Genomic DNA, 15,366 nt, shown 5'->3' with positions numbered 1-15,366 from the left:
ACACAAACTTCAAATTAACTTTGCGTTTGCTTCAATTTCTATAAGCAGTCCGTGCAACCTTTTTGCCGTGAGCGGGGCGTGATCGATCGGTTACGCAACGCCCGCGCGTGCTCCCCGTCCGGAGGCTGGACGGCCGCGTCCCCCGCACATCCGCTTCGCGTAGATTGCTGCCACGCGCAAGGAAGTGGGGACAGGACGTGGCAAGCGCAAGGCAGGCCGTGAGCGAGGCCCGCAGGATCGTCGTCAAGGTGGGTTCCTCCTCACTGACCACCGCCTCCGGCGGCCTGGATGCCGACCGGGTCGACGCGCTCGTCGACGTCCTTGCCAAGAGCCGCAGCGGAGGGGAGAAGGAGGTCGTCCTCGTCTCCTCGGGAGCGATCGCCGCCGGACTCGCGCCGCTCGGGCTGCGCCGCCGCCCCAGGGACCTCGCCCGCCAGCAGGCCGCCGCCAGCGTCGGCCAGGGCCTGCTCGTCGCCCGCTACACCGCCTCCTTCGCCCGCTACGGCGTCCGCGTCGGCCAGGTCCTGCTCACCTCCGACGACATGAGCCGTCGCGCCCACCATCGCAACGCCTCCCGCACCCTCGACAAACTCCTCGCGATGGGCGCCCTGCCGGTCGTCAACGAGAACGACACCGTCGCCACCGACGAGATCCGTTTCGGCGACAACGACCGCCTCGCCGCCCTCGTCGCCCACCTCGTCCACGCCGACCTCCTGGTCCTGCTCTCCGATGTCGACGGCGTCTACGACGGCGACCCCGGCAGGCCCGGCACCTCGCGGATAGCGGAGGTGCGGAGCCCGCAGGACCTCGCGGGCGTCGAGATCGGCAGCGCCGGGAAGGCCGGCGTCGGCACCGGCGGCATGGTCACCAAGGTGGAGGCCGCCCGGATCGCCGCCGCCGCGGGCATCCCCGTCGTCCTCACCAGCGCCGTGCGCGCCGCCGAAGCACTCTCCGGCGGCGACACCGGCACCTACTTCCACCCCTCCGGCAAACGGTCCGCAGAACGCCTCCTGTGGCTCCAGCACGCCTCCACCCCGCAGGGCTCGCTCACCCTCGACGACGGCGCCGTCCGCGCGGTCGTACAGGGCCGCAAGTCGTTGCTGCCGGCCGGGATCGCCGCCGTGGAGGGCGAGTTCGCTGCGGGCGACCCGGTCGAACTGCGCGACGCCGAAGGACGCGCGGTCGCCCGCGGGCTCGTCAGCTTCGACGCCAAGGAGATCCCCCAGCTGATCGGGCGCTCGACCAGGGAGCTGGCGCGCGAGCTGGGCCCGGCGTACGAACGCGAGGTCGTACACAGGGACGACCTGGTGATCCTGCACCCGTAAAAACGGGGCGTAACGACGGGCCCCGGTGGGGGACGTTCCGTAAAACCGCCACACGAACCCTGGCGGCCTGCTCAACTTTGTCTCAGGACCACGTTCCGCACGAGCACAGCTTGCACAGCTGAAGGAGGCCGTCGTGAGACGAGTGCGCCCTGGGGCTGCGGCGTCCCGCGGTGCTCTGACGAGCGTCGCGGCCGGGGACACCTACGAGGAGCCGAAGGACCTGCCCCGTCTGTGGCACGTCACCCTCAGCGTCTGCGGTGCCGAGGTCCCCCTGCCGGAACTGCGCCGTGGACTCGAACAACTGGCCCACGATCACCCGTTCCTCCTCACCAGCCGCTACGCCTGCGACCACGCCGAGATCCGCTACTGGGAAGAGGCCCGCGACCTCCACGACGCCGCCGCCGTCGCGCTGCGCCTGTGGGGCGAGCACCGTCAGACCGCCGGCCTGCCGGCCTGGGAGATCGTCGGCCTGGAGGTCATCGACCGCACGACCTACCACCAGCGGATCGCCGAGGGCTACGGTCCGCGACCGGCGACACCGGTCGGTATCCACCCGTTCTAGCCATGACCCCTCTTGCCCCCTTTTGAACCCGTCTCGCGGTATGGGATGACGCCTGGACGGGACGCCGTCGCGCACTACGCTTCCCCCATGACCACGCTCTCGCCGTACGACGCCATGTCCCCGGTCACCCAGGCCGCCTACCGTGCCAAGGCCGCCGCCGCCGACCTCGCGCCGCTGCCGCGTGCCGTGAAGGACGACGCGCTGCTCGCCATCGCGGACGCCCTGGAGGTCCGTACGAGCGAGATCGTCGAGGCCAACGCCAAGGACATCGCCAAGGCCCGCGAGAACGGCACCAGCGAATCCGTCGTCGACCGCCTCACCCTCACTCCGGAGCGGGTCCGCGCCATCGCCTCCGACGTCCGTGACGTCGCGAAGCTGCCCGACCCGGTCGGCGAGGTGGTGCGCGGCTCCACCCTCCCCAACGGCATCGACCTGCGCCAGGTCCGTGTCCCGCTCGGCGTCGTCGGCATCATCTACGAGGCCCGCCCGAACGTCACCGTCGACGCGGCCGCCCTCTGCCTGAAGTCCGGCAACGCGGTCCTGCTGCGCGGTTCCGCCTCCGCCCACGAGTCCAACACCGCCCTGGTCCGCGTCCTGCGCGACGCCGTCGGCGGCGCCGGCCTGCCCGCCGACGCCGTCCAGCTGGTGCCGGGAGAGGGCCGCGAGTCCGTCCACGAGCTGATGCGCGCCCGCGGCCTCGTCGACGTCCTCATCCCGCGCGGCGGCGCCTCCCTCATCCAGACCGTCGTCATGGAGTCCAAGGTCCCCGTCATCGAGACCGGCACCGGAAACTGTCACGTCTACGTCGACGCGCACGCGGACATCGACATGGCGATCGACATCCTGATCAACTCCAAGGCGCAGCGGGTCAGCGTCTGCAACGCCGCCGAGACCCTCCTCGTCCACCAGGACATCGCCCCCGAGTTCCTGCCGCGCGCCCTGGACGCCCTCGCCGAGGCCGGCGTCACCGTCCACGCCGACGAACGCGTGCTGGCCTACGCCAAGGACTCCAAGGCGACCGTCGTCGAGGCCGTCCCGGAGGACTGGGAGACCGAGTACCTGTCGTACGACATCGCCGCCGCCGTCGTCGACTCCCTCGACCGGGCCGTCGAGCACATCCGGCTGTGGACCTCCGGGCACACCGAGGCGATCGTCACCACCTCCCAGCAGGCCGCCCGCCGCTTCACCCAGCTGGTCGACTCCACCACCGTCGCCGTGAACGCCTCCACCCGCTTCACCGACGGCGGCCAGTTCGGCTTCGGCGCCGAGATCGGCATCTCCACCCAGAAACTGCACGCCCGCGGCCCCATGGGCCTGCCGGAGCTGACCAGCACCAAGTACATCGTCACCGGCGACGGCCACATCCGCCGCTGACACCCGTACGGCCCAGCCGCGCACCCGACACGGCGTGCGGGCGCGCGGAAGGGCGTACAGGGGCCCGCGCAGGCGTGAGAGGCGTCTCACAGGGCCTATGAATTTCCATACCGTCTGCCCAAATTGACCCCCCAGGTCTACTCTGGATCCGTGCCGGAGGACGTGGGGGGCACGCCGTTCCCTGACGGCTGGGAGCCCGACGACGACCATGACCGCGGGATGTCGGACGAAGAGTTCGACTCCGTGGTCTTCGACGAGGCCTTTGTGACGGCGGCCGTGATCCACGAGCCGACCGCGGTCGAACGCCTCCTTGCCGCCGCACAGGCCAGAGCCGAGGCCTCCGAAGCCGAAGCCCGCCGCGCCCATGCCAGAGGCGAGCGATACGACGACGGCTACGGCCCCGACGGCCCCGATTTCGGCCACGGCGCGGACCTCGACGACCTGGACGACCCCGACGTACTCGAAGACCGGTACGGCACCGCGGGGACGTACGGCAAGCACGTCCGCTGGCACCGGCCCGTCGCCTGGGTGCTCGCCGTCGTCATGGGCATCGGCATGGTCGCGCTGGCCTTCGCGGCCGTCTACCGCGGCGCCTCCTCGGGCGGCAGCCGCGACCAGGTGCCCAGGCCCTCCTCCACCGGCCTGGAACAGGGCACCGCGGCGGCACCCTCCGCGTCCGCCGAGTACTCCCAGCCCGCCCAGCCGGCGGTCTCCGCGGTCCCGCGGACCCCCTGAGCGGCGATTGCCCGTTCTGGTGAGAACCTGTCAGAAGTTGTCGTGTAGCTGGGCGTTTACCTGAGGCTTCCGAGACCTACTCTGAGAGTATGGGCGGGCCTGTGGACCCACCCGAGGGGACACCCGAGGGCGGCCCCGTGGGTGGAGAGGACGAATACCGATCCGTCGTCTTCGACGAATCGTTCGTTCGCGCTGCCCGCCTCCAGGAATCCTCCGCGCGCGAACGCATGGCCGACCACGCGCCCGCCGTACGCCGCCGCCCGCCCCTGCGCCGGGGCCTCACCCGGCAGGCCCTGATCCTCGTCCTGCTGATCCTCGTCGCCTTCGGCACCGCGATCTACATGGGCGTCCGCCACCCCTACGGCACCCAGGAGGCCCAGCGGCCCGTCGAACCCCTGCGGATGACCGTCGTCCCGCTCGCCCCGCAGGGCAAGGTGCCCGGCGCCGCGGACGCCGAGACCCTGTTCGCGCACAGCCCCGCCGCACAGTACGAGGTCGGCGCCGAGGGGATACCGCTGCCGCCCGCCCGCAGCACCGCGCACTTCTCCGACAGCCAGGTCGTCACCGCCCTGACCACGGCCAAGGACTACATCGTCCGCTCCGCGCTCTACCCCGAGGTCCTCGACAGCAGCGAGGTGCGGCCCGCGCGGGTGCTGCTCGACCCCGGGCAGCTCGACCAGTTCGACCAGAGCCTCGACCACCCCGCGGCGGACGGCCGGCACGCGCCCACCGGATGGCTGGTCCGCTTCGACCCCACCCGCGCCGAGCTCGCCGATCCGAAGATCCGCGTCCAGGGCAGCATGCAGGCCACCGAGACCGACTCGGCCACCCTGGAGGTCACCGCCGACCACACCCTCGTCTACGCGCTGCGCGCCACCGGCGCCCCGGCCGGCTCCCAGGTCTCCCTGTTCACCGTCCGCCGTGAGCTGACCTTCCGCTTCGACCGGGACGACCTGCGCCTGCGCCAGGCCCAGCTGGTCGTCTCCTACGTCCAGGCCGGCCCGCTGTCCTGCGCCGGGGACTCCGCCGACCACCTGCACCCGCTGCTGGCCGGTGAGACGGCCAGGGCGGGCGGCCCGGCCGGCACCGACCCGTACGCCACGGACAGCGCCACCGCCCTGTGCGGCACGCTGGCCGCCGGGGCCGAACCGAAGGTCTGACGGCCCCCCGCTACTCCTCGTCCCGCGGGGGCTCCTCATGCGCGGGACCGTCCTGAGGCGGTGCGTCCTGCGGGGGAGCGTCCTTGGGGGGCGGCGCGCTCGTGAACCCCTCGAAGCCGCGCTTGACCCGGCCGCCCAGGCCGCCGGCCCCGCCCGCTATGTCCGTGACCAGCTTCATCAGCGGGTCCTTGGAGCTCTTCACATCGCTCGCGTAGCTCGCCGCCGACTCCTTGAACGAGTCGCTGACCGACGTGTCCTTGTCCCCGTCCCGCCGCGGATAGTGACCGTCCATGATCCGCTGGTAGTCACGGGACTGGGCCCACTTCTTCAGCTCGGCCGCGCGGACCGTGGTGAAGGGGTGCGAGCGCGGCAGCACGTTGAGGATCTTCAGCACGGAGTCGCGCAGATCGCCCCCGGCCTCGTACTCCTCGGCCTGCTGCAGGAACGCGTCCACGTTCATCTCGTGCAGATGGTTGCCGCCCGCGATCTTCATCAGCCCGCGCATCGAGGCCCGCGGATCCTGCCCCACCAGCAGCCCCGCCCGGTCGGCGGACAGCTCCGACTTGCGGAACCACTCCCGCAGCGCCGTCACGATCGCCATGATCGCGAGATTGCCGAGCGGGATCCAGGCGACGCGCAGCGCCAGGGTCGTCAGGAACAGCAGGATCGTGCGGTACACCGAATGCCCGGACAGCGCGTGCCCCACCTCGTGCCCGACGACCGCACGCATCTCCTCCTCGTCGAGCAGCTCGACGAGCCCGGTGGTGACGACGATGATCGGCTCGTCCAGGCCGATGCACATCGCGTTGGGCTGCGGGTCCTGGTTGACGTACATCGGCGGGACCTTCTCCAGGTCCAGGATGTAACAGGCGTCCCGCAGCATGTCGTTCAGGTGTGCGAACTGCTGGTCCGACACGCGGACCGAGTCGGACAGGAACAGCAGCCTCAGGCTCCGCTCCGGAAGCAGCCCGCTGAGCGCCTTGAAGACCGTGTCGAAGCCGCTCAGCTTGCGCAGCGCCACCAGGGCCGAACGGTCGGCCGGATGCTCGTACGCGCGCGAGGAGATCCCCGGGAACCGCCTGCGCTGCCTGCTCGGCACCCGCTCGTGCCCGTTCTGCTCGTGGCCGTCGTCGGACATGTCATCCCCCATGTGCGTGAGTGAGCCCACCGTGCCCCCGAAGCAGGGCCCAGCCTAGGCGGAGATACCGTGGGCGGGCAGTACAGCCGAAGGAGTGCCTCATGGAGCACCACCCCCGAGCCGCCTGGCTCCCCCAGGCCGCGAGCGCCGCCCACCAACAGGGCTCGGGCGACCTGCTGCGGGTCGTTCTGATCGTCATGTTCCTGGGCTGCGCGCTGACCGCCTGGTTCCTGCTGCGCGGGTACAGACACAAGGACGACTGAACCGCCGGGATCGTTCCCCTCGTGGGGCCGATGGAACCGGCGTGACCGGGGAGCCGGCCCGACGGACCCGAGGAGTCGGCTCAACGGAGGAGTCGGCTCAACGGAGGAGTCGGCTCAACGGAGGAGTCGGCTCAACGGAGGAGTCGGCGTGATCGTCGCCGGGCCGCCCGCATACGATGGGCCGACGTCTTTATCCCGTCCACACGCGATAGGTCCTGCCGCAGATGATGAATCTTCACAGCGCCGCTGCCCAGTTGGTCACCCTCGCCGCCGAGGGCGAGGAGCACGGCGGCAACCACAACAGCCTCAACCCGCTCGTCACCGGTGGCAGCGCGTTCATCATCCTGCTGCTTCTGCTGTGGATCACCACCCGTTTCAACCGCGACCGCTGAGCCGGCGGCCGAGCCCGGCACCCGTCCTCGGGGCGGGGCCCACGGGCCGGGCCGGTAGGGTCTGCACGCATGGGAGAGCAGGACATGCCTACCGGTCCGGCGCATGACGCGGCCGATGCCGCCGAGGACACGGTGACGACCCCGCGGTACACCCCCGCGGGCCCCGCGCACACCGGCAAACGCCGTCTCGGTGTGATGGGCGGGACGTTCGACCCGATCCACCATGGGCACCTCGTGGCGGCCAGCGAGGTCGCCGCCCAGTTCCACCTCGACGAGGTGGTGTTCGTGCCGACCGGGCAGCCGTGGCAGAAGACCCACCGCAACGTCTCACCGGCCGAGGACCGCTATCTGATGACGGTGATCGCGACCGCGGAGAACCCGCAGTTCTCCGTCAGCCGTATCGACATCGACCGCGGCGGCCCCACCTACACCGTCGACACCCTGCGCGACCTGCGCGCCCTCAACCCCGACGCCGACCTCTTCTTCATCACCGGCGCCGACGCCCTCGGCCAGATCCTCACCTGGCGGGACTCCGAGGAACTCTTCTCCCTGGCCCACTTCATCGGCTGCACCCGGCCCGGCCACCAACTGACCGACCGCGGTCTCCCGGAGGGCGGCGTCTCGCTGGTGGAGGTTCCCGCGCTCGCCATCTCCTCCACAGACTGCCGTGCGAGAGTCGCCAAGAGCGACCCCATCTGGTACATGGTGCCGGACGGAGTCGTGCGCTACATCGACAAGCGCGAGCTGTACCGCGGCGAGTGAGCCGAGAGGGGCACCGGTGAACGACCGATACGACGCGGGCTACGGAAGCGACCAGTACGAACTCGTCGGCTACGACGAGTACGGGCAGCCGGTGTACCGCCAGATCCCGGCACAGCAACAGCAGACGTACGACCCGTACGCCGGACAGGGCTACGGCTACGACCCGTACGCCGGAGACGGCCGGCAGGGGCAGGTCCCGCAGCCGTACGACACCGGACGGCAGGGCCCGCCGGCGTACGACACCGGGCAGCAGGCCCCCGTACCCCCCGTTCACGACACCGGGCAGCAGCCGGTCACACCCGCCTACGACCCGTACGGCACCGGCGGCCCGCCCGTCTACGACCCCTACGGGCAGGCCGCCACCAGCGGCCGGCAGCCCCGGGTCGCCGAGCAGACCGCGCACATCCCGCAGCAGGCCGGGCCCGTCGGGGAAACCACCGGTCCCCGGCAGACCCCCGGAGACGAACGGGACTACCACACCGAGCAGTTCGCGTTCGTCGAGGTCCCGGACGGTGACTCCGAGGACGTCATCGACTGGCTGAACTTCACCGAGAACCGCACCGAGCGCCGCGAGGAGGCCAAGCGCCGCGCCCGCGGCCGCATGACCGCCCTGGTCGTCGTCCTCGCCCTGGTCGCCGTCGGCGGCGCCGGCTACCTCTGGTATGCCGGAAAGCTGCCGGGCCTGTCCTCCTCCGGCTCCAAGGGCGGTACGACGACGTCCGCGGCCGCCCAGAAACGCGACGTGGTCGTCGTCCACCTGCACAACACCAGCGGCGGCGGCACCTCGACCGCGCTGCTCGTCGACAACACCACCACCAAGCAGGGCACCACCGTCCTGCTGCCCAACTCGCTCGCCATGACCGACGACGACGGCACCACCACGACCCTCGCCAAGTCCGTCGGCGACGACGGCTCCTCCGGAACCCGCGACCAGCTCGACACCGTCCTCGGCACCAGCATCGAGGGCACCTGGCGCCTGGACACCCCCTACCTGCAGAACCTCGTCGAACTCGTCGGCAACATCGACATCGACACCAACGCCGACGTCCCCGACCCCGACGCCAAGAAGAAGGGCCAGGCGCCCCTGGTCCACAAGGGCAAGGACCAGACCCTCAGCGGCAAGGCCGCCGTCGCCTACGCCACCTACCGCGCCTCCGGCGAGGCCCAGAACGCCCAGCTGGAACGGTTCGGGCAGGTCATGCAGGGCGTGCTGCGCAAGATGTCCTCCGACTCCGCGGCCGCCACGGTCACCGTGCAGACCCTCGCGCAGATCCTCGACCCCTCGCTGACCGACAAGGACCTCGGCACCTTCCTCGCCAAGCTCGCCGACCTCGCGAAGGGCGGCGACTACAAGACGGCCCTGCTGCCCGTGCAGAGCGACGGCACCCTCAGCGCCCAGACCAGCTCCAGCGTGGTCAAGGACATCCTCGGCGGCACCGCCAAGAGCCCCTCCGCGGACTCCGCGGTCCGGGTCTCCGTCCAGAACGCCACCGGAGTCAAGGACAACACCGACAAGGCCCGCGTGGTCCTCGTCAACGGCGGCTACACCTTCCTGGAAGGCGGTACGGCCTCCGGCACCCAGGCCGCCTCCAAGGTGCTGTACTCCGACGCCGCCGACAAGGAGAACGCCACCGAGGTCGCCAAGACCCTCGGCCTGGGCACCGGCGCCGTCGCCAAGGGCACGGTCGGCTCGGGCGCCGACGTCTCGGTCGTCCTCGGCCAGGACTACAAGCCGTCCTCCTCCTGAGCACGTCCCTCGCACCCCACGTGACGCGGTAATCACGTGGGGTGCGCCCGGCGGTCCGTGAGACCCTTGAGGTCAAACGACCGCCGACGGAAAGCCAAGTAGTGACCGCCACCGACCGTTCCCTCGAGCTCATCACCGCCGCCGCCCAGGCGGCCGCCGACAAGCTCGCCCACGACGTCATCGCCTACGACGTCAGCGACGTCCTGTCGATCACGGACGCCTTCCTGCTGGCCTCCGCGCCCAACGACCGCCAGGTCAAGTCGATCGTCGACGAGATCGAGGAGCGCCTCCAGAAGGAACTCGGCGCCAAGCCGGTGCGCCGTGAGGGCGACCGCGACTCCCGCTGGATCCTGCTCGACTACGTCGACATCGTCGTCCACGTCCAGCACAGCGAGGAGCGCGTCTTCTACGCCCTGGAGCGGCTGTGGAAGGACTGCCCCGAGATCGAGCTGCCCACCGATGCCAAGGCCACCCGAGGCAAGGCCGCGGAGCACGCCGAGCTGAAGGCCGCCGAGGACGCCGGCGAGCCGGGCGGGGAGTGGTGATGAGCGCCACGGGCGAGGTCACCGACCGCAGGGGCCGCGGCCGCCGCATCATCCTGTGGCGGCACGGCCAGACCCTCTGGAACGTGGAGCGCCGCTTCCAGGGCTCCACCGACGTCGAGCTCACCGAGACCGGCATCGGCCAGGCCCGCCGCGCCGCCCGCCTGCTCGCCTCCCTGAGCCCCGACGCGATCGTCTCCTCCGACCTGAGGCGGGCATCCGACACGGCCGCCCGGCTCGCCGAGCTCACCGGCCTCGAGGTGATCCGCGACGAGGCGCTGCGTGAGACCTACGCGGGCGTGTGGCAGGGCCTCACCCACGAGGAGATCATCGCCCGCCACGGCGACGAGTACGCCGCCTGGAAGCGCGGTGAACCGGTCCGCCGCGGCGGCGGCGAACTGGAGACCGAGGTCGCCGACCGGGCCGCGCCCGTCGTGCTCCGGCACGCCGAGAAGCTCCCCGAGGACGGGACCCTCGTGGTGGTCAGCCACGGCGGGACCATCCGCACCACCATCGGCCGCCTCCTCGGCCTGGAGTCCCAGCACTGGGAGAGCCTCGGCGGCCTCACCAACTGCTGCTGGTCGGTGCTCGGCGAAGGCGCCCGCGGCTGGCGGCTCCTGGAGCACAACGCGGGCACCCTGCCGGAGCCCGTCCTTGGCGACGACGACTGAGAGCCCTTTTCGGCCGTCGACCGACGGTCCTGCGGCCCCCCGTCCCGCCCCGGGACCCGGATTTCACTTTCCGGCAGGTCGCAGGCTAAAGTTCTTCTTGTTCGCCCCGCCGAGCGGAAAGACGGGAAGAACACGAGGGGCTATAGCTCAGTTGGTAGAGCGCCTGCATGGCATGCAGGAGGTCAGGAGTTCAATTCTCCTTAGCTCCACAGATCGACACTCCACACACTGTCGAGTTGTCAAAGACCGGTGATAAAGTCCCGCCCTCTCTTCAGAGGGCGGGATTTTGTGTGTTCCACTCCCGGATGATCTCGGCAGCCTCGGCGCCGGTCACCGGCCACAGCCGCTGCCTGCGCTCCCGCAGTAACGCGACCTGCTCCCGCGTCCGTTCGTCCTCCGGCGTGTAGACCACGATCCGGGACTCCGGCATCCCGTCGATCGACAGCGACTGAGACGTCATCCGCAGCTCGCCCACCGCCTCATGACGGAACGTCTTCACCCGCGGCCCTGGCTGCGCCACCGCACCGCTCGCCCACAACCGGGCGAAGTACGCACTCGTCGCGGACAACGCCCGTATGAACTCCTCCCAGGCCGGCTCGCCGACATGTCTGCCGTAGCAGGAGCGCAGGGTCGCCACCATCACCGGCAGTTCACGCTCCCGGTGCATCACCGGGCAGGCCTCCTCCGACACCGTGAACAACGTCCACAGAACGTTCGGCACACCGATCCGCACCGTCTCCGGCACCAGGAACAGGTCCCGGTAGGCCGGGTTGGTGGCCAGCACGTCGTACCGCGACGTGTACACCACCGCGGGCAGCGGATCGAGGGCGTCGATAATGCCCTGCACCTCCGCGCCGACCGACCGGGACAGACTCTCCGGCGCCGCCGCGTACGGCACCTCCGCCAGCCGGTACAGGTGCTCCCGCTCCGGCGCGTCCAGCCGCAGCGTCCGCGCCACCGCGTCCAGCACCTGCGGCGACGCGTTGATCGGCCGGCCCTGCTCCAGCCACGTGTACCAGGTCACCCCCACGCCCGAGAGCTGGGCGACCTCCTCCCGGCGCAGCCCCGGAGTACGCCGCCGCAGCCCCGGAGGCATCCCCACGTCGGCCGGTGTCACCCGGGCCCGCCTGCTGCGCAGGAACGCGGCCAGCTCCGGCCTGCGGCGGTGTGCAGTGGTCCTCATCGTCACGTCCCCCGTCGTCACGTCCTCCATCGTGGGCGCCGCACCCGCCCTCTGCCAGGTGCTGCCAGTACCAGCATCGGCGGGCTCTCGGCACCCGTACCGGCCCCTCGCCACGCTCGGACACATGACGACGACATCCCGGACGGGACCCGGTCCCGCACCCGCTCGAACCCCTGCGAAAAGTGAAGCACCCCGCACTGACAACCGGCCCCGGCTGCTTCTCACGGTCGTCCTCGCGGCCCTGTTCATGGCCGTGCTGGACGTCTTCATCGTGAACGTCGCGGCCCCCACCATCGGTTCCGAACTGCATGCCTCCGGCGCCGACCTGCAACTGGTCGTCGCCGGCTACGCCATCACCTACTCCGTGCTGCTGATCACCGGCGCCCGCCTCGGTGACCGGCTCGGCCACGGCCGGGTCCACCTCGCCGGCCTCGCGCTGTTCACCACGGCCTCGCTGGCCTGCGGCCTGGCCCAGGGGGCCACCGAGCTGATCGTGTTCCGGCTGGTGCAGGGCGCCGGTTCGGCGGTGATGATCCCGCAGGTCCTCAGCATCATCCAGCGCACCTTCACCGGCGAGGCCCGCATCCGGGCGCTCGGCGCCTACTCGGCGGTCCTCGCGGTCGGCGCCGCGGCCGGCCAGACCATCGGCGGCGTCCTGGTCAGCGCGGACCTGTTCGGCACCGGCTGGCGGCCGGTGTTCCTCGTCAACGTGCCGGTCGGCGCCGTACTCCTCGTCCTCGGCAGGCGTGTCCTGCCGGCGGGCGCCGGATCCGGACCGGAGCGGGCGCGCGGCCTGGACCTGCCCGGCCTGGTCCTGCTCGGGGCCGCGGTGTCGCTGCTGACGGTTCCGCTGGTGCTCGGCCAGGAGGAGGACTGGCCGCTGTGGTCCTGGCTGTCCCTGACGGCCGCCGTGCTCCTGTTCGCGCTGTTCTGCGGTTACGAGTCCCGGCTTGCCCGGCGCGGCGGCGCCCCGATCGTCGCACCCCGGGTGCTGCGCCACCCCGGCATGGGCCTGGCCGTCTTCCGCATCCTCGCCGTGATGGCCGTCAACGCCGGACTCCTCTTCGCCCTCACCCTGCACGTCCAGGGTGGCCTCGGCTACGGCGCGCTGCGTGCCGGACTCACCTTCGCGCCGACCGCTGTCGTCTTCGGCGCGGTCGCCCTGACCTGGCGCAGGTGGCCCGCCTCCTGGCAGCGGGCGCTGACGCCGGCCGGGTTCGCGCTCACGGCGCTGTCCGTCGCCGGCGTCGGGCTGGCCTTCCACGACGGCGGAGACGGGGGCGCGCAGCTCTACGCGGCGTACGCCGGCGTGGGCGTGGGGCTCGCGCTCGCCTTCAGTCCGACACTCACCGGCGCGCTCGCAACCGTGCGCCCCGAGGACGCGGCGGACGCCAGCGGCCTCCTGGCGACCGTCACCCAGCTCGGCCAGCTCATCGGCGTCGCCGCGTTCGGCACACTGTTCTTGAACCGGCTTGAGTCACTTGGGGCGCCGGGGGCGTATACCTCTGCGGAGGCGCTGTCAGCCTGCGCATGGGCGCTCGCCGCGACGGCGGCCGCGGGTGCCGTGTCCGGACTGGTACTGAGGCGTCGCTGACCGTATTGGTCCGGCCGTGGCAGAATCAAACGGCCGGAAGGGGGCGCGGCCCGACGGGAGGGAGTAGCGATGCCTGCGAGCATCCTTGAGGAGGGCGGCCACCTCCTCGGTGCGGCGTTGATACGGGATACGATCACCCGGCTGCTCTGCCCTTCCTGCGGTTCCGCACACGTGGCCCAAGTACTGGGCGACAACGGCGGGATCTCCTACGTGTGCACGGCCTGCGGCCACAGCTGGAGCTGATCGATGGGTGCACACAGGCGGAAGTGCGACTGGTGCGGAAGCGGCACCCCGATCGTCCGCGACATGGAGCCGATCAACCCCGACTACCAGTACTGGTGCGAGGAATGCGCTCGGGCGCTGATCATAAAAGGCGACCCGATCGAGACCTACCGTGAACTGGAGGGCGAGCCGATCTACGGCCGTCTTCTCGAGGAGCACTGCACGCTCAAGCGGTTCTACTCGTTCGTCACGGCCTGAGCGGCGCCCGGCTTCGGCAACGATGTCCGGGCGAGCGCCAGGAACACCAGGCCGGTGATCGCGTAGAGCGCCGACAACGTCAAGTCGACGGCGTTCTGGTGCAGTTCGGGCCGTCCATGCCGGTGTGGCACCCACCACAGGGCGTACGAGCAGAAGACCAGCAGGGTGCCGGCGGCCGCCACCCGGTGCCCGCGTGCCCACAGCAGCAGCACCACGGGCACGCACCACACCCAGTGGTGCGACCAGGACACCGGGCTGATCAGCAGTGCGGTCACGGCGCACCCGGCCACCGCCCAGCCCCGCCGGCCGCGCAGCTCCGCCGCGACCGCCACGGCGAGCCCCAGGACGGCCGTCAGAGCCGCTGCGGCGGTCCAGAGCGCTCCCGGCTCGGGAGTGTGCAGCAAGCGCGCCAGAACGCCACGCAGAGCCTGATTCGCGGTCTCCTCGGCCCGCCCCACCCGCCCCGTCCGGAACACCATCCCGGTCCAGAACCGCCACGAGTCGTACGGCAGGACGGCCGCCGCCAGCAGGGTCGCCCCCGCGAAGGCGACGGCCGCCCCGCGCGCGTGCCGCAGCCACGGCCCCCCGTCCCGGCCGCCGCGGCGCGCCATCAGGCCCGTGGCGAGCAGGAACACGGCGAACAGGGCGGGCGTCAGCTTGACCGCGGCCGCGATCCCCACGCCCACCCCCGCCCAGCGGCCCGGCCGTTCGGGAGGCCGTGACAGATCCCACAGGACCAGCACGGCCAGCAGCAGATTGACCTGCCCGTAGCGCACGGTCGTCCACACCGGCTCGCACCACACCGCCGCCGCCGCGACCCACAGCACGCCCTCCACGCGCGCGTGCCCGGCGAGCCGCAGCGAAAGCGCCACGAACACCACCAGAAGAACCAGGTTGCCGGCCGTCGCCAGCGTCCGCAGGGTCGGGACGTCCGCCAGCGTCAACGGGGTGAAAAGCAGCGCCGCGAACGGCGGGTAGGTGGACGGCAGATGAGCGGCCGTCGTACGCAGCGCGTAGAGGTCGCCGCCCGCGAGGACGGTCGCCCCCTCCGCGCGGTAGACCATCAGGTCGATCATCGACACGTGCGCGGCCCGCTGAGCCGCCCAGAACGCCGTGAACGACAGGAGGCACGTCCCCAGGGCGGCCGGCACCCGGCGCCGGGTCTCGGAGAACACGATCACGGTCACGAAGTCCGACACTAGCGTCCGTATCCGTACAGAACGGAAACGATTTGGTGGTGGGCCCGGTCGACCGTGTAATGTTGGCGTCGCCGCCAGGGAAACCCGGCGGAGCGAAATACGGGGCTATAGCTCAGTTGGTAGAGCGCCTGCATGGCATGCAGGAGGTCAGGAGTTCAATTCTCCTTAGCTCCACAGAAGTGGAAGGGGGGCCCAACCCGTGGGGGGGGGGGCCGGGGGGGTGTTTGGGACCCGTGGGG

The 15,366-nt window shown here is 71.1% G+C and carries 17 protein-coding genes and 2 tRNA genes; 16 read left to right on the top strand and 3 right to left on the bottom strand.

Annotation, left to right across the window (positions count from 1 at the left end; translation table 11 throughout):
• Nucleotides 1-218 precede the first annotated feature (218 nt).
• The 5 genes from proB (at nt 219) to AB0N16_RS40430 (ending at nt 5,156) form a co-directional block, all read left to right on the top strand.
• Nucleotides 219-1,325, top strand: a complete 1,107-nt coding sequence (gene proB, locus AB0N16_RS40450; RefSeq protein ID WP_365805853.1) for a glutamate 5-kinase — start codon at nt 219-221, stop codon at nt 1,323-1,325.
• A 133-nt stretch (nt 1,326-1,458) separates the two neighbouring features.
• Complete coding sequence (locus AB0N16_RS40445; protein WP_365805834.1) at nt 1,459-1,887, top strand: hypothetical protein; 429 nt, start codon at nt 1,459-1,461, stop codon at nt 1,885-1,887.
• Between the two features lie 87 nt (nt 1,888-1,974).
• Entirely contained in the window at nt 1,975-3,261 is a 1,287-nt protein-coding gene (locus AB0N16_RS40440; RefSeq protein WP_365805833.1) for a glutamate-5-semialdehyde dehydrogenase, read from the top strand.
• 150 nt (nt 3,262-3,411) lie between these two features.
• Complete coding sequence (locus tag AB0N16_RS40435) at nt 3,412-3,996, top strand: hypothetical protein (RefSeq protein WP_365805832.1); 585 nt, start codon at nt 3,412-3,414, stop codon at nt 3,994-3,996.
• 89 nt (nt 3,997-4,085) lie between these two features.
• Nucleotides 4,086-5,156 carry a hypothetical protein gene (locus tag AB0N16_RS40430; RefSeq protein WP_365805831.1) on the top strand — a complete coding sequence of 357 codons (1,071 nt, stop codon included), beginning with the start codon at nt 4,086-4,088 and terminating at the stop codon, nt 5,154-5,156.
• 10 nt (nt 5,157-5,166) lie between these two features.
• Here AB0N16_RS40430 and AB0N16_RS40425 read toward each other — a convergent pair whose 3' ends face one another.
• The gene (locus AB0N16_RS40425) at nt 5,167-6,294 is read right to left on the bottom strand and encodes a M48 family metallopeptidase (RefSeq protein WP_365805830.1); all 1,128 of its coding nucleotides are present in this window, start codon (nt 6,292-6,294) and stop codon (nt 5,167-5,169) included.
• A gap of 101 nt (nt 6,295-6,395) precedes the next feature.
• Between AB0N16_RS40425 and AB0N16_RS40420 the strand changes: the two genes are divergently transcribed.
• From AB0N16_RS40420 to AB0N16_RS40390, 7 genes are all read left to right on the top strand, one after another.
• Entirely contained in the window at nt 6,396-6,557 is a 162-nt protein-coding gene (locus AB0N16_RS40420) for a hypothetical protein (RefSeq protein WP_365805829.1), read from the top strand.
• Between the two features lie 224 nt (nt 6,558-6,781).
• On the top strand, nt 6,782-6,949 hold the full coding sequence (locus tag AB0N16_RS40415) for a hypothetical protein (protein ID WP_351692895.1): 168 nt from the start codon (nt 6,782-6,784) through the stop codon (nt 6,947-6,949).
• A gap of 69 nt (nt 6,950-7,018) precedes the next feature.
• A complete protein-coding gene (gene nadD, locus AB0N16_RS40410) occupies nt 7,019-7,711 on the top strand; it encodes a nicotinate-nucleotide adenylyltransferase (protein WP_365805828.1) in 693 nt (230 codons plus the stop codon).
• A gap of 16 nt (nt 7,712-7,727) precedes the next feature.
• Nucleotides 7,728-9,458 (top strand): LytR C-terminal domain-containing protein, encoded by a 1,731-nt coding sequence (locus AB0N16_RS40405; RefSeq protein ID WP_365805827.1) that lies wholly within the window; start codon nt 7,728-7,730, stop codon nt 9,456-9,458.
• A gap of 101 nt (nt 9,459-9,559) precedes the next feature.
• Complete coding sequence (rsfS, locus tag AB0N16_RS40400) at nt 9,560-10,003, top strand: ribosome silencing factor (protein ID WP_365805826.1); 444 nt, start codon at nt 9,560-9,562, stop codon at nt 10,001-10,003.
• Nucleotides 10,003-10,671 (top strand): histidine phosphatase family protein, encoded by a 669-nt coding sequence (locus AB0N16_RS40395; RefSeq protein ID WP_365805825.1) that lies wholly within the window; start codon nt 10,003-10,005, stop codon nt 10,669-10,671. The genes rsfS and AB0N16_RS40395 overlap by 1 nt, the downstream gene beginning before the upstream one ends.
• A 136-nt stretch (nt 10,672-10,807) precedes the next feature.
• Nucleotides 10,808-10,880: transfer RNA gene (locus AB0N16_RS40390), tRNA-Ala, on the top strand.
• Nucleotides 10,881-10,942: 62 nt separating this feature from the next.
• Here AB0N16_RS40390 and AB0N16_RS40385 read toward each other — a convergent pair.
• On the bottom strand, nt 10,943-11,854 hold the full coding sequence (locus tag AB0N16_RS40385) for a helix-turn-helix transcriptional regulator (RefSeq protein ID WP_365805824.1): 912 nt from the start codon (nt 11,852-11,854) through the stop codon (nt 10,943-10,945).
• Nucleotides 11,855-11,978: 124 nt separating this feature from the next.
• Between AB0N16_RS40385 and AB0N16_RS40380 the strand changes: the two genes are divergently transcribed.
• The 3 genes from AB0N16_RS40380 to AB0N16_RS40370 all read left to right on the top strand — a co-directional run bounded on the left by AB0N16_RS40380 (nt 11,979) and on the right by AB0N16_RS40370 (nt 13,928).
• On the top strand, nt 11,979-13,448 hold the full coding sequence (locus AB0N16_RS40380; RefSeq protein ID WP_365805823.1) for an MFS transporter: 1,470 nt from the start codon (nt 11,979-11,981) through the stop codon (nt 13,446-13,448).
• Nucleotides 13,449-13,517: 69 nt separating this feature from the next.
• On the top strand, nt 13,518-13,691 hold the full coding sequence (locus AB0N16_RS40375; protein WP_107408581.1) for a hypothetical protein: 174 nt from the start codon (nt 13,518-13,520) through the stop codon (nt 13,689-13,691).
• A gap of 3 nt (nt 13,692-13,694) precedes the next feature.
• A complete protein-coding gene (locus AB0N16_RS40370; protein WP_006136074.1) occupies nt 13,695-13,928 on the top strand; it encodes a hypothetical protein in 234 nt (77 codons plus the stop codon).
• Here AB0N16_RS40370 and AB0N16_RS40365 read toward each other — a convergent pair.
• Nucleotides 13,907-15,115 (bottom strand): glycosyltransferase 87 family protein, encoded by a 1,209-nt coding sequence (locus AB0N16_RS40365; RefSeq protein WP_365805822.1) that lies wholly within the window; start codon nt 15,113-15,115, stop codon nt 13,907-13,909. The two genes, AB0N16_RS40370 and AB0N16_RS40365, sit on opposite strands and share 22 nt — an antisense overlap.
• Nucleotides 15,116-15,228: 113 nt before the next feature.
• Between AB0N16_RS40365 and AB0N16_RS40360 the strand changes: the two genes are divergently transcribed.
• Nucleotides 15,229-15,301 (top strand) — tRNA-Ala (locus AB0N16_RS40360).
• Nucleotides 15,302-15,366: the final 65 nt, after the last annotated feature.

It is taken from the genome of Streptomyces sp. NPDC051105 (assembly GCF_040682795.1).
GTDB lineage: Bacteria > Actinomycetota > Actinomycetes > Streptomycetales > Streptomycetaceae > Streptomyces.
This window is presented reverse-complemented; position numbering and strand designations above follow the sequence as displayed.

What these genes read in the sequence shown, in the direction of transcription:
- AB0N16_RS40440 (WP_365805833.1), top strand. Translation starts at nt 1,975, where the DNA reads ATGACCACGCTCTCGCCGTACGACGCCATGTCCCCGGTCACCCAGGCC.
- AB0N16_RS40430 (WP_365805831.1), top strand. Translation starts at nt 4,086, where the DNA reads ATGGGCGGGCCTGTGGACCCACCCGAGGGGACACCCGAGGGCGGCCCC.
- AB0N16_RS40425 (WP_365805830.1), bottom strand. Translation starts at nt 6,294, where the DNA reads ATGTCCGACGACGGCCACGAGCAGAACGGGCACGAGCGGGTGCCGAGC.
- AB0N16_RS40420 (WP_365805829.1), top strand. Translation starts at nt 6,396, where the DNA reads ATGGAGCACCACCCCCGAGCCGCCTGGCTCCCCCAGGCCGCGAGCGCC.
- AB0N16_RS40415 (WP_351692895.1), top strand. Translation starts at nt 6,782, where the DNA reads ATGATGAATCTTCACAGCGCCGCTGCCCAGTTGGTCACCCTCGCCGCC.
- nadD (WP_365805828.1), top strand. Translation starts at nt 7,019, where the DNA reads ATGGGAGAGCAGGACATGCCTACCGGTCCGGCGCATGACGCGGCCGAT.
- AB0N16_RS40395 (WP_365805825.1), top strand. Translation starts at nt 10,003, where the DNA reads ATGAGCGCCACGGGCGAGGTCACCGACCGCAGGGGCCGCGGCCGCCGC.
- AB0N16_RS40385 (WP_365805824.1), bottom strand. Translation starts at nt 11,854, where the DNA reads ATGAGGACCACTGCACACCGCCGCAGGCCGGAGCTGGCCGCGTTCCTG.
- AB0N16_RS40380 (WP_365805823.1), top strand. Translation starts at nt 11,979, where the DNA reads ATGACGACGACATCCCGGACGGGACCCGGTCCCGCACCCGCTCGAACC.
- AB0N16_RS40375 (WP_107408581.1), top strand. Translation starts at nt 13,518, where the DNA reads ATGCCTGCGAGCATCCTTGAGGAGGGCGGCCACCTCCTCGGTGCGGCG.
- AB0N16_RS40370 (WP_006136074.1), top strand. Translation starts at nt 13,695, where the DNA reads ATGGGTGCACACAGGCGGAAGTGCGACTGGTGCGGAAGCGGCACCCCG.